Source organism: Dyella sp., assembly GCF_036384435.1.
Taxonomy (GTDB): domain Bacteria; phylum Pseudomonadota; class Gammaproteobacteria; order Xanthomonadales; family Rhodanobacteraceae; genus GSA-30.
In genome coordinates this window covers 1-26127 of sequence record NZ_DASVMI010000164.1, presented here as the reverse complement: position 1 = coordinate 26127, position 26127 = coordinate 1, and the positions used below count along the sequence as shown (strand labels likewise).

Here is a 26127-nt window from a genome sequence, read left to right as displayed (position 1 = left end):
CGGGCAGCGGCGACGCTGCCCGTTTTGCGCGCCGGTCGCCCATACTTGCCTTCACTGTCCCCGCGGCGAGGTTTCCGTGGACCTGAAACACCTGCACAGCTTCATCCGTATCGTCGAATTCGGCAGCCTCACCCGCGCCGCCGCCACACTCAACGTCTCCCAATCGCTGCTCAGCCGCCAGGTACGCCAGCTTGAGATCGAGCTGGGCAGCCATCTGCTGCAACGCAACGGGCGCGGTGTCACCGTGACCGATGCCGGCCGACAATTGATGGAACACGGGCGCGGCATCCTGCGCCAAGTGGAAGTGGCGCGCCAGCAACTGGGCCAGGCGCGTGGTCCCCAGGGCGGCAAGGTGGTGATCGGCTTGCCGCCCAGTGTGGGGGCGCTGCTGACGGTGGACCTGGTGACCCGCTTTCGCGCCGACTATCCGCTGGCGCAGATCGGCGTGGTGGAAGCCTTGAGCGCCAGCTTGCTCGAATGGTTGCAACTGGGTCGCCTCGACTGCGCGGTGCTGTACAACCCGCCGGTCAACGCGAACGTACAGTACCGGCACATCCATTCGGAAAACCTCTATCTGGTCGGCAGCCTGCACGGGGGCGTGCCGCTGCCCGACCGCGTGCCCTTGTCGACGCTGGGCAACTACCCGTTGATCATCCCCTCGCACCTGCATTCGGTACGCCAACTGGTGGAGGCCGACGCGGCCAAGCACGGCGTGTCGTTGGATATCCAGATGGAAATCGACTCCATCCGCGCCCTGCTCGATCTGGTCGAACGCGGCATGGGCTACGGCGTGCTGTCACGCAACGCGGTACTCGCCCGCGCCCCGGGCCATGGCCTGCGCGCCGTCCCTATCGTGCAACCCAACATCGAAACCCGCCTGGTCATGGCCACACCCACGCAACGCCCGGTGAGCACGATCACGGAGAAGGCGATCGCCATGATCGATGAGGCAATCGGGCGCGGGGTGTTGGAGCCTGTCGGGTGAAGCCGGCTACTTGATGCGGGTGAGGCCGGCCACTGCGTGGCCTGTGAGGAGGAAGAGCAAAAGCGATAAGCAACGCGCTGACTGCTCTCTCTTTACTCCTCACAGCGAGCGCCAGCGAGCGACTTTACAGGCCACGCAGTGGCCGGCCTCACCGCCGCTTCGCGGCGTGCTGCAATGCACAATAAGCAAGTCTCACCGCGAGACATGCAAAAAACGCAAAACAGAAACCCAGCCCATCGCGTTGTTCGCACTCGCCGCCCCGGCCACCATCGCTGCGTCAACACAGGTGCACGACGATGGCGTACGAGATTCCCTGCTGGCTCATGCGTGGCGGCACTTCCAAGGGGCCGTTTTTTCGCGCCAGCGATCTGCCGCAGGACATTGCCACGCGTGATCGGGTGATCATGGCGGTGATGGGTACGCCCGATTCTCGCCAGATCGATGGCCTGGGCGGGGCGACGTCGCTGACCAGCAAGGCTGGACTGCTTTCGATTCCCACCGATGACGAGGCGGATCTGGATTTCCTGTTCGCCCAGGTCGGCACGCATGAAGCGATGGTCGATACCACGCCCAATTGCGGCAACATGCTGGCCGCCGCGCTGCCTGCCGCCATCGAAATGGGCATGCTGCGCGGCGACCGGGGTCGCACCACGCGCCGCGTGCGCACGGTCAATACCGGCGTGATCGCCCAGATCACCATCGAAACACCCGACGGCCATCCGCAATACGATGGCGACGCGCCTATCGATGGCGTGCCTCGTCCGGCGGCGCCCGTCTCGTGCGGGTTCCTGGATACGCAAGGCGCGGTCTGCGGCATGCTGCTGCCTAGCGGCAACGCCAGCGACACGATCGACGGCATAAAAGTGACGATGATCGACAACGGCATGCCGGTACTGCTGGTGCGCGCGGCCGATGTTGGCGTAACCGGCTATGAGTCGCGCGACGAGCTCAATGCCCATGGCACGCTTAAAGCACGCATCGAGGCGATCCGCTTGCAGGCCGGTCCGTTGATGAACCTGGGCGATGTCAGCAAGAAACCCATCCCGAAGGTTACCCTCGTTGCGGCGCCGCGCGCGGGCGGGGCGCTGTGCACGCGTACCTTCATTCCGCACGATTGCCATGCCGCGATCGGGGTGCTTGGCGCGGTCACCGTTGCCACCGCCGCCGTCATGCCCGGCACCGTGGCCAGCGAACTGGCACAGGCCGGTGAAGGCGATACACGCACGCTTTCGATCGAACATCCCAGCGGCGAGTTCAGTGTCGAACTCGGCTTGCAGGAAGGCCGCGTGGTGCGTGCGGCGCTACTGCGCACGGCGCGCCTGCTGATGCGCGGCAGCGTACCGATTTCCCCTGCGATCTGGCCCGGCCCTGGCGCCTGATCGCCTCCCCTTTTGCATCACCTGAAGGAAGCTCTCCATGTCCGACACCCGCAAGACCGCGCTGGTGGTCAGCGCTCACTCTGCCGACTTCGTGTGGCGCGCCGGTGGCGCGATCGCCCTGCATGCGGGCAAGGGCTGGGACGTGCACATCGTCTGCCTGTCGTTCGGCGAGCGTGGCGAGTCGGCCAAGTTGTGGAAGCAGCAGGGCATGACGATGGAGAAGGTCAAAACCGATCGCCGCCGTGAAGCAGAGGAAGCGGCGGGTATCCTCGGCGCCTCGGTGGAATTCTTCGACATCGGCGATTACCCGATGCGCGCCGATCTGGACGCGGTGTTCAAGCTGGCCGAGATCTACCGTCGCCTGCGCCCGTCCGTCGTGCTGAGCCATTCACTGAAGGACCCCTACAACTTCGATCATCCGCTGGCCACGCATGTGGCGCAGGAGGCGCGCGTGGTCGCCCAGGCACACGGCCACGAGCCGCAGGTGCCGGTGATCGGCGCGCCGCCGGTCTTCCTGTTCGAGCCGCACCAGCCCGAGCAGTGCGAGTGGAAGCCCGAGCTGTTCCTGGACATCACCTCGGTGTGGGAAAAGAAGAAGGCTGCCTTTGAAACCATGCGTGCGCAGGAGCACCTGTGGGAGTACTACACCCGCGTCGGCCTGCAACGTGGCGCCCAGGCCACGCGCAATTCGGACTTCAAGATCACCTACGCCGAGGCCTACCAGCGCGTGTTTCCCCACGTCACGCAGGACACGCTGGCATGATCGGGCCCGATCTCATCGGCGTGGTGGTGCGCCAGCGTCCGTCGATCAGTGCCCTCCAGGCCGAACGCCTGGCCTCACTGGGCGTGGCGACCGTGCACGAAGCGCAGGGCCGCATCGGCCTGTTGCGCCCTACCGTGCATCCCATCCAGCAAGGCGCGGCGATCGCCGGTTCGGCCGTGACCGTGCTCGCGCAGCCGGGCGACAACTGGATGCTGCACGTGGCGGTGGAACAGTGCCAGCCGGGCGACATCCTGGTGGTTGCCTGCACCACCGATAACAACGACGGCATGTTCGGCGACCTGCTGGCCACCTCGTTGATGTCGCGTGGCGTGAAGGGCCTGGTAATCGATGCTGGCGTGCGCGATAGCGCCGAACTGCGCGCCATGGGCTTTCCGGTCTGGGCCAAGGCCTTGCATGCGCGCGGCACCGTGAAAGCCACGCTCGGTTCGGTCAACGTGCCGGTGGTGGTAGCCGGCCAGGCGATCGAGCCGGGCGACGCGATCGTCGCCGACGACGACGGCGTCGTCGTGGTGGCCCATGCGAGCGTGGACCAGGCCATCGCACTGGGCGAGAAGCGCGTAGCCAACGAGGCGTCCAAACGCGAAAGGCTGGCTGCCGGCGAACTGGGCCTGGACATTTACAACATGCGCCCGGAGCTGGAAAAGCTCGGGCTGCGCTACATCGACACCCTGAAAAAATAAGCGAAGGGAATGACCGCATGAAATCCTGCCTGCCGCCGGACCCGAACCCGACCAAGCCCCAGCACACCATGCCCGCGTTGGCCTGCGATGCCCACTGCCATGTATTCGGTCCGGCCGACCGCTTCCCATACGCGCCCGATCGCAGCTATACACCTCCAGATGCGCCGTACGAACACCTGCTTGCGCTGCATGATTGGCTCGGCTTCCAGCGCGGCGTGATCGTGCAGGCCAGCTGCCACGGTACAGACAACACCGCGATGATCGATGCCATCGCGCGTGGCAACGGTCGCTACCGTGGCGTGGCGATCGTGGACGATCACATCGACGAGGCCGGCCTGCATGCCCTCAACGAGGGTGGTGTGCGCGCCGTGCGCTTCAACTTCGTCCAGCACCTGGGCGGCCGCCCGGACATGCAAGTGTTCTGGCGGGTGATGGAGCGGGTCGAAGCGATGGGCTGGCACGTGGTGCTGCATCTGGATGCCAACGACATCGTCCAGTTGCAGGACGATGTGCTCGCGCGCCTGCGCGTGCCATTCGTGATCGACCATATGGGCCGCGTGCGCGCGCAGGATGGTCTGGAACAGATGCCCTTCCGGCTACTGGTACAATTGATGCGCGACAACCCGCTGGCCTGGGTCAAGGTCTGTGGCGCCGAACGGGTCTCCGTCGGCAAGCGGCCGTTCGACGATGCGATTGCCTTCGCACAGACCCTGATCGAAACGGCGCCCGATCGCGTTCTGTGGGGCACGGACTTCCCGCATCCGAACATTTCCAAGGACATGCCCAACGACGGTGGCCTGGTCGACCTGATGTTCCGCTTCTGCCCCGATGCAGACCTGCGACAGAAACTGCTGGTCGGCAATCCCGCCCGACTCTATGACTTCGCCTGATCGCAGGCAAAGCGGAGGCACCCCTGCATGACCCAAGCGCCCGTCACCACCGTTCAGGACAAGCTCGTCAAACCGCGCCAGCCCTTCTATCGCAAGCTTTACGTGCAGGTGCTGATCGCGGTGATCATCGGCGTGATCTTCGGTTATCTCTCACCGCACTACGCCGTGGCGATGAAGCCGCTGGGCGACGCCTTCATCGCGCTGATCAAGATGGTGATCGGACCGATCATCTTCTGCACGGTAGTGACCGGCATCGCCGGCATGCGGGACATGCGCAAGGTCGGCCGTGTCGGCGGCAAGGCGCTGCTGTACTTCGAGGTGATTTCCTCGATCGCGCTGATCATCGGCCTGCTCGGCGGACACTTGTTCCAGCCGGGCGCGGGCTTCAACGTCGATCCGTCCACGCTCAATGCCAAACAGGTCGCCTCGCTCAGCGCGCAGGGACACAACATCGAATCGATCGACTTCCTGCTGTCGATCATTCCCACCACCTTCGTCAATGCGTTTGCCAAAGGGGACGTGCTGTCGATCCTGCTGGTGTCGGTCTTGTTCGGATGTGCGCTGGCTTCGCTCGGCGAACGCGGCAAGCCGGTGTACGACTTCATCGAGACCGCCGCGCAGGTGTTCTTCAAGATTGTGCATTACATCACCGCGGTGTCCTCGATCGGTGCGTTCGGCGCGATCGCCTTCACCATCGGCACGTATGGCGTGGTGTCGCTGGTGCCCTTGCTGAAACTGATCGGCAGCTTCTACGTGTTGTGCGTGTTGTTCGTAGTGATCGTGCTGGGCGCAGTGGCGCGGCTGGCTGGCTTCAGCATCATTCGTTTCTGCGGCTATATTCGCGACGAACTGTTGATCGTGCTGGGAACCAGTTCCTCCGAGGCGGTACTGGCGCCGCTGATGCGCAAGATGGAAGAAATCGGCTGCCCCAAGCAGACCGTTGGCCTGGTGGTGCCCACCGGCTATTCGTTCAACCTCGATGGCACCAACATGTACCTGACCATGGCGATCCTGTTCATCGCCCAGGCATTGAACGTGCACCTGACACTCGAACAGCAGATCACCGTGGCGGTCGTGGGCATGCTCACCTCCAAGGGCGCCAGTGGCGTGGCCGGAGCCGCCCTGGTGATGCTCGCCTCGACCCTGGCGGTGGTGCCGGTGGTACCCGTCGCGGGCATGGTGCTGATCCTGGGCATCCACCGTTTCCTCGGCACGGGCCTGGCGATGACCAACCTGGTGGGCAACGGCGTAGCCGCGATCCTGATCTCAGCCTGGGAGCGCGAACTCGATCGCGACAAGTTGCAGGCAGTGTTGGGGCGCAAAAGCTGAAGAGCCAGGGACGAGGGATTAGGAGCGAGTGGCGAGGGCGCGATGAAGACATCGTTCGCGCGCCCACACGCAGCGATAGTGCCCCACGGCATCACACCCAGCTCCAGTCGTGAGGCTACGCCCTCGCTACTCGCTCCTCGTCACTCGCTCCTGGCTCCTCGCCCCTCCGCAATCAGTGAAGCTTCTGCAACCAGTCGCCTAGCTGCTTGAGCACCTGGCTGCGTGCTGGCTCTGCTTCGTTGAACAGCTCGTGATAAAGGGTGTCGAAGAAGCGGGTGGTCAATTTGCGGGTGGCCCAGGCGCCGCTGGCGAAATCGCGGCTGCCGGACGGGTCGACCAGGCCGTCGCTGCCGGCGACCAGCAGCAGGGTGGTCACCTTGAGGCTGGCGGCGTCGGTAATGGACGAAGCACCGGACCGAAAGATGAAATCGGCCAGGCGCGGCGTGATCCAGCCATGGCGTAGCGGATCTTCGCGGTAGCTCACGATGGTCTGGCGATCGTGCGAGAGCTTGTCGAAAGGCAGGCCGTTGCGCAGCGGAAGATTGGGCAGGCTGCGCGAGAGCACCTGAGCCAGTCTCTGGAGCCAGCGTGGCTCATGCGTGCGCAACGCGGGCGAGGAAAGCATCAGGGCGGGCGGATTGATCCGCTCATCGAGTACGGTGCGCACGGCCACCAGGCCGCCCATGCTATGACCCAGCAGCAACGGCGCCATCGGTTGCCGGGCAGCATAGTCGCCATACACGGCGGCCAGGTCGCGCAGCAGGTCGTCCACGTGGCGGATGGCTCCCCGCGGCCCCGGCGTCTGGCCATGGCCACGCTGGTCGTAGCAGCGCACCGCATAACCCCGGATGTGCAGCCACTGTGCGAGCTTACCATAGCGCCCGCTGTGCTCACCCAGCCCATGGACCAGCAGGATCGCACCGCGTGGCGCCGCGTGCGGCCAATCACGCACGAACAGTTCCTGCCCATCGGCCATCGTCAGGGTGGAAGGGATTTCGCTGACGATGTCGCCTGGATGGTTCACTGGCCGCGCGGCTCCGAAGGTGGCTCGATCTGGGAGTTTAGCGCGCGTGGGGCCTGTGCGGGCGATGAAGGGGAGAGGGATGAGCGACGAGTAGCGAGGGCGCGACGATGACATCGTTCGCGCACCCACGGGCAACGATAGCGCCTCGCGGCATCACACCCAGCCTCAGTCGTTCGAGGCTACGCCCTCACTACTGGCCCTCTCCCCTCGCACCTTGCTCTTACAGCTCCGTCTTGAACTCCACGCCGATCACGCGTGGGTCGTTGACGAATCCGGTGCGGTTGTCGAAGTCGATGCCGCCGATGAGCTGCTTGCGGTTGGTGATGTTGCGGCCGTAAAGCGCCACTTCCTGCTTGCCGTAATTCCAGTTGTAACCCAGGCGCAGGCCGCCTTCGAGCAGCGGCTTGCCCTTGAACTCGGCCGAGTCGTAGAGGAAGAAGTTCACTTCGCTGCGGTAGTTCCAGTCGGTGTAGATGAAGAACTCGCCGCTCTGGCCGTACGGGATACCGTAACGGGCAGTGACGGTGCCGATCCACTTGGGTGCGTTCGGCAACGGGTTGCCGTCGATCAGCGCATTGCCCTGGGCATTGAGCGGGTCGAGCACGGTGCAGCCGGCACCGCAGATGGCGACGGAAAGATCCTTGTCCTTCAGCTCGGTGTGGTTGTAGCTGCCGCCCGCGGTCACGATGAAGTTGGGCGTGAGATAGCCTTCCAGGTCGAACTCGGCGCCGTAGCCTTCGGTCTTGCGTGCGTTGATCAGGCGCGTGCTGTTGATGTCGCCGCCCACCGCCGTGAGCTGCTCGTTGTGCATGGTGTAGGAGTAGATATCCGCGTTGAGGCGGATGCGGTTGTTCCAGCTCGTGCTCTTCAGGCCCAGCTCGTAGCTGGTGATCGTCTCGGGCTTGGCCTGCGAGATGCTGTCGGCGAACAGCACGCGGCCCTGCACGCTCGGTGCGCGGAAGCCGTTGGCGATGCGCGCATAGACATTCACGTTGGGGCTGAGCGTCCAGGTGCCGGTGATGTCACCACTCCAGCGCGCGTCATGCGGCGAGGTGGCCAGGCTCAGCGTGCCGCCGCCGATCGGCGACAGGAAACGATCGACATGGTAGTCGCGCGAATCGTGCGACCAGCGCGCGCCGGCACGCACGTCGAAGTCATCGGTGATGCGATAGTCGGTGGAGCCGAACAATGCCCAGGCGGTGGTGCGCTGCTTCTGCACGGCGAACCCGTCGAGCGCGTGATCGTTCAACGTGTTGTAGTCGTAGTTGGCGATCGCGATGTCTTCGTTGAAGTAGTACGTGCCGACCTGCCAGTTCCACTGATCTTGCGGGTTGCTGGCCAGGCGGAATTCCTGGGTGATCTGGCGATCGTGCGGCAGCGCGTCGGCGGTCTCGGATGGGAATGCCGTGACCCACTGCTGCTGCGCTGGCGTCTTGGCCACGGCGATGCCGCCGTCGACGTCGCCCAGGCTGTACATCGTTGCGCGTTCCAGGCCAGTGATCGACGTGAAGGTGTAATCGCCGATGTTCCAGTTCAGGTGCAGGTTGCTGCCCCAGGTGAACAAGTGCTGGCGATTGCGGCCATCCTGGGCAACCTGGTCGCGGTCGAAGCCCGGCACGAAGTTGTCGCTGCCCAGCTGGATGGCGTTGCCACGGTTGACCGTGGCCGAGCCGTCGAGCCAGCGCGCGTGCACGTTGATCAATGCATTGAAATCACCGTCTTCGTACAGTGCCTGCGCGCGTACGGCGCGGTCGTTATAACCGCCCAAGGCATCCTTCTTGCCGGTATAGGTGTTGTCGATCCAGCCATCACGATGCTGCGCCAGCGCCGATACGCGACCGGACCAGCGCGAGCTCAGCGCACCGCCCAGGGCCGCCTCGACATTGGCGGTGCCGAGCGTGCCATACGAGGCCTTGGCGTAGCCGGAGGTTTCCTGGCTGGGCTTCTTCGAATCGAACTTGATCACGCCCGCGGGCGAGTTGCGGCCGAACAGCGAGCCCTGCGGGCCGCGCAGCACTTCCACCTGATCGAGGTCGAACAACGGAAAGCCCTTGAGGATCGGGTTTTCCTGCACGATGTCGTCATACACCATCGAAACAGGCTGCGAGCCGTTGAGGTCGAAATCGCTGTTGCCCAGGCCGCGAATGTAGAAGCGCGGGAACACGCGGCCGTACGAGGTTTCGGCGTAGACGCTGGGCGCACGCGCGGCAAGCTGGAGCACTCCATCGCCCGCCGAACCGAACGCTTCGAGCTTGTCGGGCGTCAGGACGGTCAGCGAGATCGGCACCTTTTGCAGGTTTTCCACGCGCTTTTCGGCAGTGACGTTGATGGTCTGCAGTTCGGTGGTCTTGGATGGTTGCTGCGCTGGCGCAGCATCCTGCGCAAAGGCAGATGCGGCAAAAGCAGCGGCGATCGACAGCGCGAGCACGGCCAAACGCGGCGAGCGGGCGACGGACATGGCTTGTATTTCCCCAAAAAGTGAAAGGATCTGTATCCCGCGATTTATGTGGTCGCATCGCGGTGACACACTATTGTCACATGTTCTTGCGGCAGTGCAGCGAATATTTCACGGCCCATCCATGGCCCTTGCCGGCCGGCCCGGTGAAACATGAATCTGGGCGCTGACCGATCTTTGCTTCCTCCAAGACCGTCCCCATCTAAGATGGACCTGACCGCTTCTTCGCGCTGGCGGCTCCAACTCCATGCCCTTACTGGAATTTCATCCTGCCGTTGCCCGCTGGTTCGCCAGCGCCTTCCCGGCCCCCACGGCCGCGCAGGCGGCTGCGTGGCCCTCGATCCGGGCTGGCCAGGACACCCTGGTGGCGGCGCCTACTGGCTCGGGTAAGACGCTGACCGCCTTCCTGGCGGCCATCGACGCCCTCGTGCGCGAGGGCATTGCCAACGGTGGCACGCTTGCCGATGGCACGACCGTGGTCTACGTCTCGCCGTTGAAGGCGCTGTCCAACGACATCCGGATCAACCTGGAAGGGCCGCTGGAAGGAATCCGCGCGGAACTTGAGGCACAGGGGCTTCCCGACGTGGTGATCCGCACCGCCGTGCGCACCGGCGACACGCCACAAGGCGAGCGTACGCTGATGCGCAAGCAGCCGCCGCACATCCTGGTGACCACACCCGAATCGCTGTACATCCTGCTTGGCTCCGAATCCGGCCGGGCCATGCTTGGCAGTACACGCACGGTGATCGTCGACGAGATCCACGCGCTGGCCGGCAGCAAGCGCGGCTCGCACCTGGCGCTTTCGCTGGAGCGCCTCCAAGCGCTGTGCCAGCGCCCCTTGCTGCGCATCGGCCTGTCGGCCACGCAGAAGCCGATCGAGGACGTAGCACGCTTCCTGACCGGCAAGGCGCACGAGCGTTGCAACATCGTCGATATCGGCCACACGCGCGAGCGTGACTTGGCGATCGAGGTGCCTCCCGTACCGCTGGAAGCGGTGATGTCCAACGATGCCTGGACTCTGGTTTACAACCGGCTTGCCGGTCTGGCCGAACAGCATCGCACCACGCTGGTGTTCGTCAATACTCGGCGCATGGCCGAACGCGTGGCCCGGCAGCTATCCGAGCGCCTGGGCAAGGAGGCCGTCGCCGCGCATCACGGCAGCCTTGCCAAGGAGCAACGGCTGGATGCGGAACAACGGCTCAAGCGCGGCGAGTTGAAGGTGCTGGTGGCGACCGCGTCGCTCGAACTGGGCATCGACATCGGCGACGTAGATTTGGTCTGCCAATTGCAATCGCCGCGCTCGATCGCCGCGTTCCTGCAACGCGCCGGCCGTTCGGGTCATGCCGTCAACGGCACACCCAAGGCGTGCCTGTTTCCCACCAGCCGCGATGACCTGGTCGAATGCGCCGCCCTGCTCGACTGCGTGCGCCGCGGGGAACTCGATGCCCTGGTGATACCGCCAGCCCCGCTGGATGTGCTGGCACAACAGATCGTCGCCGAAGTCGCCGTGCAGGAATGGAACGAGGATGCCCTGTACGAGCTGGTCTGTCGCGCCTATCCCTACCGTGAACTGACCCGGCCGCAGTTCGATGAAACCGTGCGCATGCTCGCCGATGGCTTCACCACGCGACGCGGCGCCCGTGCAGCCTATGTGCATCGCGATGCGGTGCATCGCCAGTTGCGTGCACGACGCGGCGCCCGCCTGACCGCGGTCACCTCGGGCGGCGCGATTCCCGACACTGCCGATTACCTGGTGGTGCTGGAGCCACAAACCACCGTTATCGGCAGCGTGCACGAAGATTTCGCGGTCGAAAGCCTCGCTGGCGATATCTTCCAGCTCGGCAACACCAGTTATCGCATCCTGCGTGTGGAGCGCGATCGCCTGCGCGTGGAAGATGCCCACGGCGTACCGCCCAGCATTCCGTTCTGGCTGGGCGAGGCACCCGGGCGCACCGACGAGCTGTCCCATGGCGTGTCACGGCTTCGCGCCGACATCGGCACACAACTGGATGAAGGCGGTGTGGCGCAGGCCCTGGCCTGGGCAGGCCAGACGCTGGGCCTGCACCTGGCCGCAGCCCAGCAACTGGTGGATTATCTGGCCAAGGCGAAACTCGCGCTGGGTGTGCTGCCGACCCAGCAGACGCTGGTCCTGGAACGCTTCTTCGATGAGTCGGGCGGCACCCAACTGGTGATCCACACGCCATTCGGCAGCCGCATCAATCGCGCCTGGGGCCTGGCGCTGCGCAAACGCTTCTGCCGCCAGTTCAATTTCGAACTGCAAGCGGCGGCGACCGAAGACGCTATCGTGCTGTCGCTGTCGACCAGCCACAGTTTTCCGCTGGAAGAGGTCGCGCGCTACCTTCACTCAAACACCGCCGAGCATGTGCTGATCCAGGCACTGCTGGATGCACCGCTGTTTCCGGTGCGTTGGCGCTGGAATGCCACCACGTCGCTGGCCTTGCCGCGTTTCCTGGGCGGCAAGAAAGTACCGCCGCAATTGCAGCGCATGAAAAGCGAGGATTTGCTCGCTACGGTGTTTCCCGACCAGGTCGCGTGCCTGGAGAACATCGTCGGCGAGCGGCAGATCCCCGATCATCCGCTGGTCAACCAGACGCTTTACGATTGCCTGCGCGAGGCCATGGATGTCGATGGCCTGCTGAGGGTGCTGCGCGGCCTGGAGGCTGGCAGCATGCGCGTGGTCGCGCGCGACCTCACCGCACCCAGTCCGTTGGCCAGCGAGGTGCTGACCGCCGCGCCGTATGCCTATCTCGACGACGCGCCACTGGAAGAGCGTCGGACCCAGGCGGTGCAATCGCGCCGTGGCGGTGAGGTGGAGGATGCCGGCGACTTGGCCAAGCTGGATCCTGAAGCCATCGCGGCCGTGCGTGGCGAAGCATGGCCTCGGGTACGCGATGCGGATGAAATGCACGAGGCCTTGAGCGTGCTCGGGTTCGTCAGCGACGAGGAAGCGCGCGAAAACGAATCGTGGGTCGCGCTTTTGCAGGGCCTTGCCACGCATCGTCGCGCCACCGCGCTGCAACCGGCCCATGGCGGCACGGCGCTATGGGTCTGCGCCGAGAAACTGCCGATGTGGCAAGCCATCCACCCGGATTCGCCGTTGGCTCCGCCGATCCAGGCACCGGCCGAATACGCTGCACAGGCCTGGACCCGGGAGGACGCCCTGCTGGAAATCGTGCGCGGCCGGCTGGTCGGACTGGGGCCGACCGATGCGATGAGCGTGGCCGATTCGATGCAGGTCCCGCGCAGCGACATCGACGCGGTGCTGATTCGCTTGCAGTCGGAAGGCTATGTGATCCAGGGCTTGTTCACGCCAGGCGCGCAGGAGCCGCAATGGTGCGAGCGGCATCTGCTGGCACGCATCCATCGTTACACCATGGGACGCCTACGCCGCGAGATCGAACCGATCAGCCGGCGTCAGCTGATGTGCTTCCTGTTCCAGTGGCAACACGTGGCGCCCGATGCCCGCTTGAGTGGGCCCGATGCGCTGCCTGCCGTCATCGGCCAACTGGAGGGCTTCGAAGCGGCCGCCGCGGCATGGGAAAGCGAATTGCTGCCCGCGCGCATCGGCGACTATGCCAGCACGTGGCTGGACGAGCAGTGCCGCGCCGGGCGCGTGGCCTGGAATCGACTACGCTCCGGCGGCGGCGCCAGTGGACCCGTGCGCGCCACGCCGATCGTGCTGCTACCGCGTCGCAGCCTTGCCACCTGGAGCGAGGCCGCGGCCAACGCACAGGCCCAGGAAAACCTGGTGTCCTCGCGCGCTCAGGCCGTGCTCGATGCCCTTGGCAAGGAAGGGGCGCTGTTCTTTGACGAGTTACTCGACGGCACGCGCCTGTTGCGCATCGAACTGGAGGACGCGCTGGGCGAACTGGTATCGGCTGGTCGCGTCAGCGCAGACAGTTTCGCGGGCCTGCGTGCACTGCTGGTGCCGGCAGCCAAGCGCGAGGCGCCACGCCATCGACGCATGCGCCGGCATCTGATGACTGGCATCGAGGATGCCGGCCGTTGGGCGCTGGTGCGCCAGCCGATCACGACAGGCAGGAATGACCCCGAGACCGTCGAGCACATCGCCCGCGCACTACTGCGACGCTATGGCGTCGTGTTCTGGAAACTGCTCGAACGCGAGGCGGCGTGGCTGCCGAGCTGGCGTGAGCTACTGCGCGTATATCACCGGCTCGAAGCGCGTGGCGAGATTCGTGGCGGTCGCTTTGTCGAGGGCTTGGTCGGTGAACAGTTCGCATTGCCACAAGCCATTCCTCAACTGCGAGAGGCTGGCAAACGCCAGCACAGTGGCGAACGGGTGGTGGTGAGCGGCACCGATCCACTGAACTTGGTGGGCACCGTGCTCAGCGGCGACAAGCTGCCTGCCTTGAGCGGAACACGCGTGCTTTATGAAGATGGCGTAGCCGTGGCTGCATGGGTCGCCAACAAGCCCCAATGGCTTGTGCAGGGTGATGCCCGTCAGCAGCAACTATGGCGCAACGCCTTGTTGCGCCGCCCGGGCTACGAAACGGCCACTGCCGAAAGTTTGGCCGCTGGCTGGTCAGCGTAGCTGCCGGCGTGCTGTCCAGGAAGTCGTCGATATGCGTGGCGCCGGGCGTAGATCAAGCCGCGTATGGCTCGAGCTCTCGAACTCGCCGCACCTGCACGGCAATGATTGTTGTATTAAATACTGCGGCAACAGTTATATACATTCGATAAGACAACTCCTGAGATTGCAGGCGTCGCACGGCGCCTGGATGCGTATTGACATGGAGCGTATTCGTGTCGACTATGAGAGACGCATCTGTAAGCGCATACAAGCGAACGTAAGCTCAAGGAGTGGAGATACCGAAACAGGGTTGGGACAAACCCTCGGTACAATTCGATCATAAAAAAAAAGATTCAGGAACGACTCTTCCGGCCTCCCGGACAAGAAGCGGATATCCCGCTTCCATGGACGCCGGTGATTTCAAAGCCTTGGCATAGGCTTTTACATGGATAACATGGACATGTTGAAACGATCATCTCTTGCGATGGCCATTTTCTTCTTTGGCGCCCCGAATGCTTTCAGCCAGGATATCGCCGCGGCGGCGCATCCTGACAGGCACCCTCGTGTGCCGGGTAGCATCACATCAGGGAATTACCTGACACGAGTTAACAGTAATCACCTACATGTTTTTTGTCGTCGCGCGCCAGCGCGTGTCATGGCCCATTCAAATGATCCCTTGAATGCTTACCGGTGGCATCTGAAGAATGTAGGGCAGAAAGTATTCGCCGATACTTTGCCTTGCCCCGGGGTCGACATCAACATTGGCTCGCTCCACGAACATGGCGTCATGGGCAAAGGCGTCACGGTCGCCATCGTCGAAAGCGGCTTCGATGTAGATCATCCGGATCTGAAAAACAGTACGGTTGCCGGTGGTTCCCGGGATTTTCTCGACGAAACAGACGAGATCACGGATATCGTCGATCACTCCACTGCGGTCGCCGGTATCGTCGCCTTATCCGGCGCGCGTGGAGACAAAGGTCGAAGCGTGGCTCCACACGCGTCATTGGTCTCCTTCGATGCATATGGTGGCGTGAACACCAGCAACGGCGAGGCGGCTGAGAATGCAACTTTCCGCAAGTACTTCGGAGCGGCCTGGGGCGAGAGCCCGAAGACCAGGCATGTCGATGTCTTCAACAACAGCCTCGGGCTGTCGCCCATTGGCAAATACCGCGACATTTCGCATGCGCAGATCCAGGAGTGGGAAACCATCATGGGTTCGACCCGGGCCGGCCGCGGCGGCGTTTATACGTGGGCCGCAGGAAACGCGTTCAAGATGCCGAAAGGCATCCTGGATGAGACAGCCCACGATCCGTTCGAGGGGTGCGATGCCAACCGCTTCGGCCTGGGCTGCGTTGCAGCAGGCGTGGACTTTCCATCCAATTTCATCCCCATGATCACGGTTGCCTCCATCAACGCCCAGGGCAAGCGCAGTTACTTTTCATCCACGGGTTCTTCAGTCTGGATTTCCGCACCAGCGGGTGAAGATGGCAAGCAACGGCAATATGCTGGTGCCGATCAGAACAGCTATGGGCCCGGCATCCTGACCACGGACAATCCAGGATGTGACACAGGCTACAATACGTCAGCGTCGCCAAAAAATGCACTGGAAGGCGGCAGCCGTTTCGACCCGCAATGCCATTACACAGCTTCCTTCTCGGGGACGTCGTCGGCAGCACCGATGATTGCTGGCGTCGCTGCACTGATGCTTGGGGTCAATCCTCGACTGACCCAGCGCGATGTCAAATACATCCTCGCGGTCACAGCCCGCCCGATCGACCTGGCGTTGCAGCCAATCCGCTACCGGGGAATGACGGTCGAATCGGGCTGGATCCGGAATGCTGCCGGTTTTCGCTTCAGCAACTCCTATGGCTTCGGCCTTGTCGATGCCTCTGCGGCCGTCGCGATGGCCAGGCATTTCCGGGGATTGCCGGCCTTTTTCGATAACGGCTGGGTCTCATCCCGCGGCGCCTCCCGTGGCTTTGGCGGCAAGGACAATGCCGCCTCGATGAATATACGAATCGACCAGGACATGACGGTGGAGGGCGTCCAGTTCGGCTTCGCGACAACCCACACCATGCCATCGAATCTATCGGCTACCTTGACATCGCCATCGGGTACCGTGAGTCATGTCATCACGCCCTTTGCGATCTACAAGGATACGGCTGGCTTTACGGTGCCGCTCTCCTCCAGCAATGCGTTTCTGGGAGAAAGGGCTCGCGGCACATGGACACTGCGCCTGACCGATGTTTCCGGCCGACCCGTGGAGGCAAAGCTGGATAACTTTCAGCTCCGCGTTGTCGGTCATAAGCGCAACGTAAACTGACTCCGCCCGTTGAACACGGGAAGGCTCGGCCAGATCCGAGCCTTCCCGTCGCCGATCACTCGCTGTGATCGGCAATATGAATCAACAACCCATCACGCTCGCGAAATTCGCTGCGCCCGTTCATGGCGATGCTCTGGCCGGCACGCACGCCGTTGGGCAGATCGATGCCGAACGTGCCCTCGAAGAAAACGCTGACGTAGGCGGTTCCTTGAAATTCGCGATAATCGGTAATCGTTTGCCGACGCGCGGAAAACAGATGCCGCGAACTTTCCGCCAAGTGGCGCAATTCATCCAGTCCCAGCGTGCGCAGGCTCAGGTTGCCAGCCGTGTAATTCTCGAACACCACCTCACGATGCATGGTGGCCAGCATGGCATCCACATCCTTGGCGTTATAGGCGGCGAGGTAGCGATCGATCAGAAGGCGCATGCGAGCAACCATCATGTAAATGGGCATTGTAAGGCACCTGCACCCATTGCGTCTCTGACTCACTGAGATGAAGACGCTTACGTCTTTACTGCCTTACATCTGCTTCGATGGCCGTCATCACCAGTCTACCGTGGCTACTGCCGCAAGGTAAGTCAAGGAAGGATAGAAAATGAACGGTTTTGTAAAAAGATTGCTAGGAATGGCTGTGGCGATGTGCGCCATGAGCACTACCCAGGCCGGTGCCTCAACGCAAGAAGCACAGCAGCTTGATCGACTCTACAGGAATGCCCTGGCTGAAGGAGGGCAACTGGTGGTCTACGGCGGCGGCGACAGCCCTGGCGGGCTCGATGACATGGGCAAAGCATTCGAAGATCGCTTTCCAGGTGTATCGATACATATCGTGACGGACCTGAGCAAATTTCACGATGCACGCATCGATAACCAGATAGCCCGTAATCGCCTCGTGGTCGACGTTGCACACCTGCAAACCCTGCATGATTTCACGTATTGGAAGCGCCGAGGCGATCTACTGCGATATGTGCCGGAAATCGGCTGGCGCCATGTGCCACCGGGACTGAAAGACCAGCAGGGTTACTACACGGGCATCGGAGTTCTGTCCTTGGGCAATGTCGTGAACGCCGATGTAGCTCCTCATGGTTTTACGCCCACGACGGCGCTGGATTTTCTCGATACCAGGCTGAAGGGAAAGATGGTGCTCGCCTATCCCTCGGATGATGACGCGATCCTGTTCATCTTCAAGCAGTTCGTCGACAGGCATGGCTGGGAGTTCATGGATCGATTCATGGCCCAGGAGCCCACTTTCATTCGTGGCACCGAGCAGGCTGGGGCCGATGTCGCCGCAGGTCGCTATGCCGCCAGCCCTGGCGCTTGGTGGCCGTTGACGCCCTCTTCGGACGGCAGCGGCACACGCTTCATGCCGTTCACGCAAGAACCTTTCATGACCTGGCCGCAGACCGCCGCCATTTTCCGCAAGGCGCCGCATCCCGAGACCGCCAAGCTTTACCTGAACTGGTTGCTATCGGAAGAGGTGCAGGGCAGCAGCCTGACGCCGCAATGGCCCATTCGCAGTGATGTGCAGCCGGCGAGCGGACAACCGTCGGTTTATAAGCTCAATACCGATCCCACCGCGTTCGGGCGCTTCATGGCTGATCGCGATGCGGTTGAGCGCCTCAAGGCACAGTTCATTCTCTACACCGGCGAACCCAAGGGAGAAAACCCCACGGAAGTCCATGGGACCAACCCCTGAATCTAGTTTGTCACGCCACGGGAGGCAGCGATCGCGCTGTCTCCCATGGCTTTCAAAAAGCAAAACAAGCTCGCCTCAAATCCTGTACCTTTGCAATGGGCGTTCCGATCGCGGCGACACATTTGTCTCGCGAGACCGAACTCTCCTATCGCGTTAGCCTGCATGACGGCTACAACTTCGCCCCTCCACCGACCCGGATGAGGCAAGCTGCGGCGTGCCTATATCGTTGGCGATCGCGGGAGGCACTGTTCCTGGCCTCCCGCCATCCTGTCCACAGGCCCTATCCCGCTCAGTGCCTGATGTTGTCCGTGCTTTGAATAAACCTCGCCACATTGTCGTGCAACATCTTCAAAGACTCGGTATTGGCATAGACCATGTGTCCTGACGGATACCAGGCGTAACTGATATTGCCTTGCAAGCTGTCAGGAATGGGCATGTGATGCATTTCGTAGTCGGCGGCAAAGTACGGCGTAGCCAAGTCGTAATAGCCGCCATTGAGGAAGACCTTGAGATTGGGGTTGGTCTTCATGGCGGTGGCCAGGTCGGGCATCACATTGGTTGACTGCTGCAAGGCTTCGCCTTCCACACCGGGTGCCTTGTGCGCAAAATCCCAGTGATCGATGTCGGCGTATAGCCGATAGTTCATGTCCTGGCCGAACTTGAGCTGTTTGCGCACGTAGTCATTGAAGGCCGCCACATAGGCGGAGCTGATGGCCGAGGACTGCGGATCGTATTCGGAGTCCTTGGCCATCGGATCGAGTGATGGCCCTGAGAAACGGCTGTCCAGGCGACCGGTCGTCAACCCGTCGGCATTCTGCAACTCGTGCTCGAACATGCCACCCGTAACGCGCAGGTTGGCACGCAGCAGATAGTCGACCGGCAGCCCGGTGTAGGTATGCAGCTTTTCGGCCACTGCCTGCTTGCGTGCGGCGTCCAGGCGCGAGCCGGCCATCAATGCCTGTGCATAATCGCCCGTGGCGTACTGTTCCACCTCACGCAGGAACGGCTCCAGTTGCGCGGGTTGTTGTGGTAGCCGGTGATGATAGAAAGCGGTGGCGGCGAATGTGGGCAACGCGACGATGTAGGGCGTATCTACTCCCGGATTGAACTGCGGTCCGTCGATACTGGTGTCGAAACTCAGGATCTGCGAAAGCAGAACCACGCCGTTGAGGTCGACGCTGTCTTCGCTCTCCAGAATGTTGGCCACCACGGCCGAACGCGTCGTGCCGTAGCTTTCGCCGAACAGGTATTTGGGTGAGTTCCAGCGGCCATAATGGCTGAGGAATTGAGTGATGAAGTGGGCGAAGGCATGGCCGTCGCCATCGATGCCGTAGATGCTCTTGCGGCGGTCTTTCATCTGCTCGTCGCGCTTGCCCTTGTCTTCGTCGTTGGCGATCAGGCGGCTGAAGCCCGCACCGGGTGCGTCGATGAACACCAGGTCCGACGCATCGAGCAGGCTGTAATCGTTGTTGACCAGGCCATAGGGTGCGGCCGGTGTATGGCTGTCGTCGCTCGTCACCACCCGCTTTGGACCGAAGGCTCCCATATGTAGCCACACCGTGGCCGAACCCGGACCGCCGTTGTAGATAAAGGTGATCGGCCGCTTGCCAGCATCGGCAGCTTTCTTGAAATACGCGGTGTAGAACATGCTGACCTGCGGCTCGCTTTCCTTGTCGCCGCTGCCATTGAGCACCAGGGTGCCGGCCACCGCCTTGTAATCGATGCGCTTGCCCTCGACGCTGACCGAACCTTCGCTTTCGGCGGTCTTGGGCGTCACCAGCGTCGCGTCGGCCTTGTCCTGTGGGGTCTTGTCTTTCTTGTCGTCGTGATGATCGTTGGCCTGCACGGCCGAACCCAGCAGGAGCGTGGCCAGGGCCACGGCGAGGGGGAGCTTGCGCATGGGGAGGTTCCTCGGGAGAGAACCTCACTTTAAGGAGGCGCCTGCCCTCGTTTCACAGCCCAGAAGTCACGCCTGCGAGGCGTAGGCCAGCAGGCCGATGGCGACCAGCGCCAGCAGCAGCCCCGCCACGTTCACACTGCGCAGTTTCTCACCGAAGCCAAGCCAGCCAACCAGCGCACCGAACACCACCACGCCCAGGTTCATGCTGGCAAAAACCAGGGCCGGATGCTGCGCCAACGCCTGGTGCGCACGCACGTAGAACACGATGTTGCCGAAATTGAGCACGCCAAGCAGCAAACCACCGACGACGCTTTTCCAAGCTGGCCGGGTCTGGCCATGCGACCAGCGCCACACGACCAGTGCAGCCGCTACCACGAATGACAGAACGAATGCCGCCAGCAACGAGGTGGCGAATGGCATGCCCGCCTGGGCGACGAGCTTGAGCAGGATGTCGATCGTGGCAAAGCCGCCAAAGACCGCTAGCGGCCAGTACCAGCTGCCAGCTGATTGGGCCTGTCGCCCGCGCCACAACATGCAGCCCAGGGCAACCAGCCCCAATGCAATGCCGACTAATTTCAACCCTGTGGGACGCTCGCCGAACCACGCAAACGCCGCCAACAGCGAGACCAGTAGCGACAGGCGCTGCGCGGTATCGCTGCGCACGATGCCGGCGTGACGCACCGAGGCACCTAGCGCCAGGAAAATGGTTGGCAACAGGATGCCTAAGCCGATCATCGCGATCCAGGGCGCTCCAGGATCGTGCAACACGGTGAGTGCCGGATGAAACACCCAGGCAGTCATCACGCTGGCCACCACGTAATTCCACACCACCGCCTGCCCCACATCCACTTTCGAGCGCCTGGCCAGCTTCAGGAACACGGACACGAGGACGCTGCAAAGGATGCTCAGGGGGAGGAAGTACATGGGGCTGGGAGTGAGAAGTGAGGGGCTAGGGGCTAGGGGCTAGTAGCGAGGGCGCAAGTCCGAGCGTATTTCTCAAGTTGCAAGGTGACGAAAACGCCGTCGCGAGCCACACGGAAACAGCCAGATTCAACATCGCGCACTCACTCCTGGCTACTCTTTACTCACTCCTCGCCCCTACGCCCGCAACGCCGCCGCTTCGCGGGCGAGCAGTTCCACGCCGGCCCAGTCGCCGGCCTTGAGCTTATCGGCTGGAGTGAGCCAGGAACCGCCTACACAAAGCACGTTCGGCAGCGAGAGGAAATCCACGGCGTTGCTGAGGCTGATGCCGCCGGTCGGACAGAAGCGGATCTGCGGCAACGGACTGGCCCAGGCACCGAGCAGCTTGGGGCCACCGGCCGGCACCGCCGGAAAGAACTTCAAGAAACGATAGCCGCGCTCAAGCAGCGTCATCGCTTCCGACGCAGTGGCCGCACCGGGCAACAACGGCAAGGATGAATCATCCGCGGCGTCGAGCAGGCGCGGGGATACGCCGGGCGACACGGCAAAGCGCGCGCCGGCGGCCTCGGCGGCCTTGAGATCCTTATCGCCCAGCACGGTGCCGACACCGATCATCGCGCCCTCGACTTCCTGGGCGATCGCGCGGATCGCATCCAATGCGGCCGGCGTGCGCAACGTGACTTCGATGGCAGGAATGCCACCGGCCACCAGTGCGCGCGCCATGGGCACGGCCGCCTTGACGTCGTCGATGATCACGACCGGAATCACCGCGGCAAGGCGCATGGTCGCCTCGACGGTGGCTTGTTTGGTATCCATGGCGTTGCTCACGATATCGCTCCTCGAAGATGGTCAGGCTATGCCGGCGCCGAGATCGGCGGCCACGGCAGATTGTCGGAACAACGCAAAAAGCTCGCGCCCCATACCGACGTGGTGACTGGAAAGATCGCAGGATGCAGGCGTGCGACCGGCAAACTCTGCCGGGTCGACCAACACGTCGATGGTACCTGCCGACGCATCCAGGCGGATCATGTCGCCATCGCGAATGCGCGCGATGTCACCGCCCGCATGGGCCTCGGGGGTCACATGGATGGCCGCCGGAACACGGCCGGAAGCGCCGGACATACGGCCATCGGTAAGCAAGGCGATGCGATGGCCACGGTCCTGTAACACCGACAATGTGGGCGTGAGCTTGTGCAGTTCAGGCATGCCGATCGCCTGCGGCCCCTGGAAGCGCACCACGGCGATGAAGTCCCGATTGAGCTCGCCGCGTTCGAATGCCCGACGCACGTCGTCCTGGTCGTCGAACACCACGGCAGGCGCTTCGATGATCTGGCGATCTTCCGGCACGGAGGACACCTTGATCACCGCGCGACCGATGTTGCCCTCCAGCATGCGCAAGCCACCATCGGCGCGGAAGGGCTCCGACGCCGCGCGCAACACACCCCTATTACCACTTTCCTTACCGATGGGCTTCCAGGCCAGCTTGCCGTCGCTGCCCAGTTCCGGGCGTTGCGCGTAGCCTTCCATGCCGGTGCCGAAGACCGTGCGCACGTCGCCATGCAGCAGGCCGGCACCGAGCAACTGGTCGATCAGGAAGGTCATGCCCCCGGCTTCGTGGAATTGATTTACATCGGCGTAGCCGTTTGGATAGACACGCGCCAGCAGTGGAATGACCGACGACAAGGCGTCGAAGTCATCCCAGCGCAACTCCACACCCGCCGCGCGTGCGATGGCCACCAGATGCAACAGGTGATTGGTCGAGCCGCCTGTAGCATGCAAGCCGATCACGCCGTTGACGATGGCCTTTTCATCAACAATGTGGCCGATCGGCAGGTACTGCTCACCGGGATGGCTAAGCGCAGCGACCCGGCGCACGGCCTCGGCAGTGAGCGCATCGCGCAGCGGTGTATCGGGCGCGACGAAGCTCGAACCTGGAAGGTGCAGGCCCATGATCTCCATCAGCATCTGGTTGGAGTTGGCCGTACCATAGAACGTGCAGGTGCCGGGGGCGTGATAAGCCGCCGCTTCGGCCTCCAACAACTCGGCACGACCGGCCTTGCCTTCGGCATAGGCCTGGCGCACCTTCGATTTCTGTTCGTTGGTGATGCCGCTGGGCATTGGCCCGGATGGAATGAAAATGCCCGGCAGATGGCCGAAGCTCAGCGCACCGATCAGCAGGCCCGGCACGATCTTGTCGCAGATACCCAGATAGATGGCGCCGTCGAACATGTCATGCGACAGCGACACCGCCGTGGCCATGGCTATGAGATCACGCGAGAACAGGGACATCTCCATGCCAGGACGGCCCTGGGTCACGCCGTCGCACATGGCCGGCACGCCGCCGGCCACCTGCGCGGTGATACCGGCCTCGCGTGCAACTTCGCGAATGAAGGCCGGATAGCGCTCATAGGGCTGGTGCGCAGACAGCATGTCGTTATAGGCATTGATGATGCCCAGGTTCGGCGTGCGACCGGCGCGCAGCGCTGCCTTGTCGTGCGGCTCGCACGCGGCGAAACCGTGTGCAAGGTTGCCGCACGACAGTCGCTCGCGATGCGTGCCGCCTTCATGACTGGCCGCGGCGATCCTGGCCAGGTAACGCTCGCGACTGCTGCGGCTGCGTTCGCGCAGGCGTTCGGTGACTTCGGCGATGACGGGGTGGAGGCTGCTCATGCTGGCAATCCGGTCAAAATAGGAAACACGCGGCCGCGCTAAACGAGCATGGCCGCAAGCACATCACGGGCACCAGTAAACCGACAGCGGCACCTGGTGCTGGGCAAGCACGGCGCGTATCGGATAGCTGGCGCCCTTGGCATGGCCGATACGGGCGTCATTCAATACTTCGCGCTTGGATTCGCCTTCGATGTGCAGGTACAAGGCACGCGTATCGAGCAAGGCCGGCAGGCTGAAGGTGATGCGCGGCTCACCAGCGCCCTCGGCGCGCATCGGTACGACACGCTGGCCGCTGTGCAGATCCAACGCTTCGCCCAGGCGATCGCCCCCGGGGAAGAACGACGCGGTATGACCATCACTGCCCATGCCCAGGATTACGACATCGAACGGTTGGCCCAGCGCTCCCAGGCGTGTCTTCACCGTCGGCAAGCCGGCCTCCGGCGTGGGTGCATCGGCATACAGCGGCACGAACTGCGCAGTGGCCGCCTCGCGCTGCAAGAGCAGCGACTTGACCAGGCGTGCGTTGGAACGATCACTGGTTTCCGGCACCCAGCGCTCGTCGACGAGGGTGACGGCCACCCTGGCCCAGTCGAGCGTCTGCCGCGAAAGCTGTTCGAAGAAATGTTTAGGGGTACTGCCACCGGAGACGGCGATCACTGCCTTGTCGCGCGTGGCGATGGCGTCGCGGAGCTGCCCGGCCACACGCTCGGCGAACGCCTTGGCCAGGGCATGGCAATCGGTGAAGCTGTGTTGGGTGATATCTGCTGTGTCTGGCATATCGCAAGCTGGATGACGTGAGGGAAATCTACGCAATGGCCGGACCGGGCCGAAACAAGGAGCGAACGGCCTGGGTGCCGTCCCATCGATCACCGCAAGGCACAGGTGACGATCTGAGGCGGCCTGAGGATAAGCATGCGCCGAGGCCCATGGCGCTTTGGCCGTTCATCCCTTGGCTGCTCTTGCGAATGGATGTGTCGGCGAGAGACAAGACTCGCGACACTCCCCGTGCGCAGCCAATGTAAGAAGGCCCATGCAACGTGTCGGTGAAGTTGAGGGAGACTTCACCGACACGCCACACGTGCTTAATCTTCGGCTTCGCTATCTTCGTTCCAGGTGCGGCCGTCGCGCTCGATCAACGCCACGGCTGCGCTCGGTCCCCAGGTACCGGCCTGATAGGCCCGCGGCGCTTCCCCGCTGGCGGACCAGGCGGCAAGGATCGGATCGGCCCAACGCCACGCGGCGACGACCTCATCGCTACGCATGAATAGCGTCGGGTTACCGCGCACTACATCCAACAACAGGCGCTCGTAGGCGTCGGGCTGCTGGACGCCGAAGGCCTCGGCGAAACTCATGTCCAACGGCACGTGGCGCAGGCGCAGGCCACCGGGGCCAGGGTGCTTGATCGTCAACCACAGCTTGACGCCCTCGTCCGGTTGCAGTCGCAGCACCAAGCGGTTCTGCGCCAGCGAACCGGCGGATGAATCGAAGATCGAATGCGGCACATGCTTGAACGCCACCACGATCTCGGACAGGCGCGAGGGCAGACGCTTGCCGGTGCGCAGGTAGAACGGCACGCCAGCCCAGCGCCAGTTGGCGATCTCAGCCTTGATGGCTACGAACGTCTCGGTGTTGGACTTCTTGCCGTCGCCCAGTTCCTCGACATAGCCGGGCACACTTTTGCCCTCCGACGCTCCGGCACGGTACTGGCCACGCACCGTGAGTTGCGCGGCGTTGCTGCTGTCGATGCGTTTGAGCGCATTGAGCACCTTGAGCTTCTCATCGCGCATCGCATTGGGTGCAAGCGATGCCGGCGGCTCCATCGCCACCATGCATAGCAGCTGCAGGATGTGGTTTTGCACCATGTCGCGCAGCGCACCGGAGTGGTCGTAATACGAGCCGCGCCGGCCCACGCCGAGCGTCTCGGACACCGTGATCTGCACGTGATCGATATGCTCGGCGTTCCACAGCGGCTCGAACAGGGCATTGCCGAAGCGCAGCGCCAGCAGGTTCTGTACTGTTTCCTTGCCCAGGTAGTGGTCGATGCGAAAAGTCTGCGACTCGTCGAAAACCCTTGCCACGTCCTCGTTGATCTCGTTGGCGCTGGCCAGGTCATGGCCGATGGGTTTTTCCAGCACGACCCGGGACTTGCCCTTGTTCAGGCCGTGCTCTCCCAAGCGGTTGCAGATATGTGTGAACAACTCGGGCGACGTGGAGAGATAGAAAACCCGGATGTGATCGCTTTCCTCGCCGATGAAGGCGGCAAAGTCGTCCCAGCCTTCGTCTTTCTTGGCGTCAAGCGAACGGTAGTGGATCTGTTGCAGGAATGTATCGATCTTCTGCCGGTCACCGCCGCCATCGAGCAAGGCCTTGCGCAGAGTGTCGCGATAGCCTGCGTCGTCGGTCGCTTCGCGCGCGATACCGATGACCCGGCTGTCGGAGGGAATCTGCCCATCCAGATAGCGGTGGAACATGGCCGGAATGAGCTTGCGCAGGGCCAGGTCGCCCGTGCCGCCGAAAATCACCAGGTCGAATGAGTCGACC

Annotated in this window: 18 protein-coding genes; 9 read left to right on the top strand and 9 right to left on the bottom strand. The window is 63.0% G+C overall.

The annotated features are described in order from the left end of the window. Positions 1-76 precede the first annotated feature (76 nt). The 6 genes from VF436_RS16970 (at position 77) to VF436_RS16945 (ending at position 6047) form a co-directional block, all read left to right on the top strand. Entirely contained in the window at positions 77-985 is a 909-nt protein-coding gene (locus VF436_RS16970) for a LysR substrate-binding domain-containing protein (RefSeq protein ID WP_330905218.1), read from the top strand. Between the two features lie 296 nt (positions 986-1281). After that, positions 1282-2364 (top strand): 4-oxalomesaconate tautomerase, encoded by a 1083-nt coding sequence (locus VF436_RS16965; protein WP_330905217.1) that lies wholly within the window; start codon positions 1282-1284, stop codon positions 2362-2364. A gap of 37 nt (positions 2365-2401) precedes the next feature. Further along, positions 2402-3127 carry a PIG-L deacetylase family protein gene (locus VF436_RS16960; protein ID WP_330905216.1) on the top strand — a complete coding sequence of 242 codons (726 nt, stop codon included), beginning with the start codon at positions 2402-2404 and terminating at the stop codon, positions 3125-3127. Then, positions 3124-3828 (top strand): 4-carboxy-4-hydroxy-2-oxoadipate aldolase/oxaloacetate decarboxylase, encoded by a 705-nt coding sequence (locus VF436_RS16955; protein WP_330905215.1) that lies wholly within the window; start codon positions 3124-3126, stop codon positions 3826-3828. The genes VF436_RS16960 and VF436_RS16955 overlap by 4 nt, the downstream gene beginning before the upstream one ends. Before the next feature lie 17 nt (positions 3829-3845). Then, on the top strand, positions 3846-4718 hold the full coding sequence (locus VF436_RS16950; protein ID WP_330905214.1) for an amidohydrolase family protein: 873 nt from the start codon (positions 3846-3848) through the stop codon (positions 4716-4718). A gap of 27 nt (positions 4719-4745) precedes the next feature. Then, complete coding sequence (locus tag VF436_RS16945) at positions 4746-6047, top strand: dicarboxylate/amino acid:cation symporter (RefSeq protein WP_330905213.1); 1302 nt, start codon at positions 4746-4748, stop codon at positions 6045-6047. Between the two features lie 172 nt (positions 6048-6219). Here the strand turns inward: VF436_RS16945 and VF436_RS16940 are convergent, their stop codons facing one another. Further along, positions 6220-7071: a lysophospholipase gene (locus VF436_RS16940; RefSeq protein ID WP_330905212.1), complete on the bottom strand. Its 852-nt coding sequence runs from the start codon at positions 7069-7071 to the stop codon at positions 6220-6222. Positions 7072-7291: 220 nt separating this feature from the next. Continuing rightward, positions 7292-9529: a TonB-dependent receptor gene (locus tag VF436_RS16935; protein WP_330905211.1), complete on the bottom strand. Its 2238-nt coding sequence runs from the start codon at positions 9527-9529 to the stop codon at positions 7292-7294. A 244-nt stretch (positions 9530-9773) separates the two neighbouring features. Between VF436_RS16935 and VF436_RS16930 the strand changes: the two genes are divergently transcribed. Next, positions 9774-14099, top strand: a complete 4326-nt coding sequence (locus VF436_RS16930; RefSeq protein ID WP_330905210.1) for a DEAD/DEAH box helicase — start codon at positions 9774-9776, stop codon at positions 14097-14099. A gap of 424 nt (positions 14100-14523) precedes the next feature. Continuing rightward, positions 14524-16401, top strand: coding sequence for a S8 family serine peptidase (locus tag VF436_RS16925; protein WP_330905209.1), 1878 nt, complete (start codon positions 14524-14526; stop codon positions 16399-16401). Between the two features lie 55 nt (positions 16402-16456). On the opposite strand, the gene VF436_RS16920 is transcribed toward VF436_RS16925, so the two are convergent. Beyond that, the gene (locus tag VF436_RS16920) at positions 16457-16828 is read right to left on the bottom strand and encodes a nuclear transport factor 2 family protein (RefSeq protein WP_330905208.1); all 372 of its coding nucleotides are present in this window, start codon (positions 16826-16828) and stop codon (positions 16457-16459) included. Between the two features lie 220 nt (positions 16829-17048). Here VF436_RS16920 and VF436_RS16915 point away from each other — a divergent pair, with 220 nt between their 5' ends. Continuing rightward, positions 17049-18095 (top strand): ABC transporter substrate-binding protein, encoded by a 1047-nt coding sequence (locus VF436_RS16915; protein ID WP_330905207.1) that lies wholly within the window; start codon positions 17049-17051, stop codon positions 18093-18095. A 289-nt stretch (positions 18096-18384) separates the two neighbouring features. On the opposite strand, the gene VF436_RS16910 is transcribed toward VF436_RS16915, so the two are convergent. The 6 genes from VF436_RS16910 to zwf all read right to left on the bottom strand — a co-directional run. Then, complete coding sequence (locus VF436_RS16910; RefSeq protein ID WP_330905206.1) at positions 18385-19995, bottom strand: S10 family peptidase; 1611 nt, start codon at positions 19993-19995, stop codon at positions 18385-18387. A 66-nt stretch (positions 19996-20061) separates the two neighbouring features. Further along, positions 20062-20919: an EamA/RhaT family transporter gene (locus VF436_RS16905; RefSeq protein ID WP_330905205.1), complete on the bottom strand. Its 858-nt coding sequence runs from the start codon at positions 20917-20919 to the stop codon at positions 20062-20064. A gap of 174 nt (positions 20920-21093) precedes the next feature. Beyond that, complete coding sequence (eda, locus tag VF436_RS16900) at positions 21094-21732, bottom strand: bifunctional 4-hydroxy-2-oxoglutarate aldolase/2-dehydro-3-deoxy-phosphogluconate aldolase (RefSeq protein ID WP_330905227.1); 639 nt, start codon at positions 21730-21732, stop codon at positions 21094-21096. A gap of 33 nt (positions 21733-21765) precedes the next feature. After that, on the bottom strand, positions 21766-23586 hold the full coding sequence (gene edd, locus VF436_RS16895; protein ID WP_330905204.1) for a phosphogluconate dehydratase: 1821 nt from the start codon (positions 23584-23586) through the stop codon (positions 21766-21768). A 63-nt stretch (positions 23587-23649) separates the two neighbouring features. Beyond that, positions 23650-24363 (bottom strand): 6-phosphogluconolactonase, encoded by a 714-nt coding sequence (gene pgl / locus VF436_RS16890; RefSeq protein ID WP_330905203.1) that lies wholly within the window; start codon positions 24361-24363, stop codon positions 23650-23652. Positions 24364-24668: 305 nt separating this feature from the next. Beyond that, a partial coding sequence (gene zwf / locus VF436_RS16885; protein WP_330905202.1) for a glucose-6-phosphate dehydrogenase occupies positions 24669-26127 on the bottom strand: 1459 nt, incomplete at its 5' end.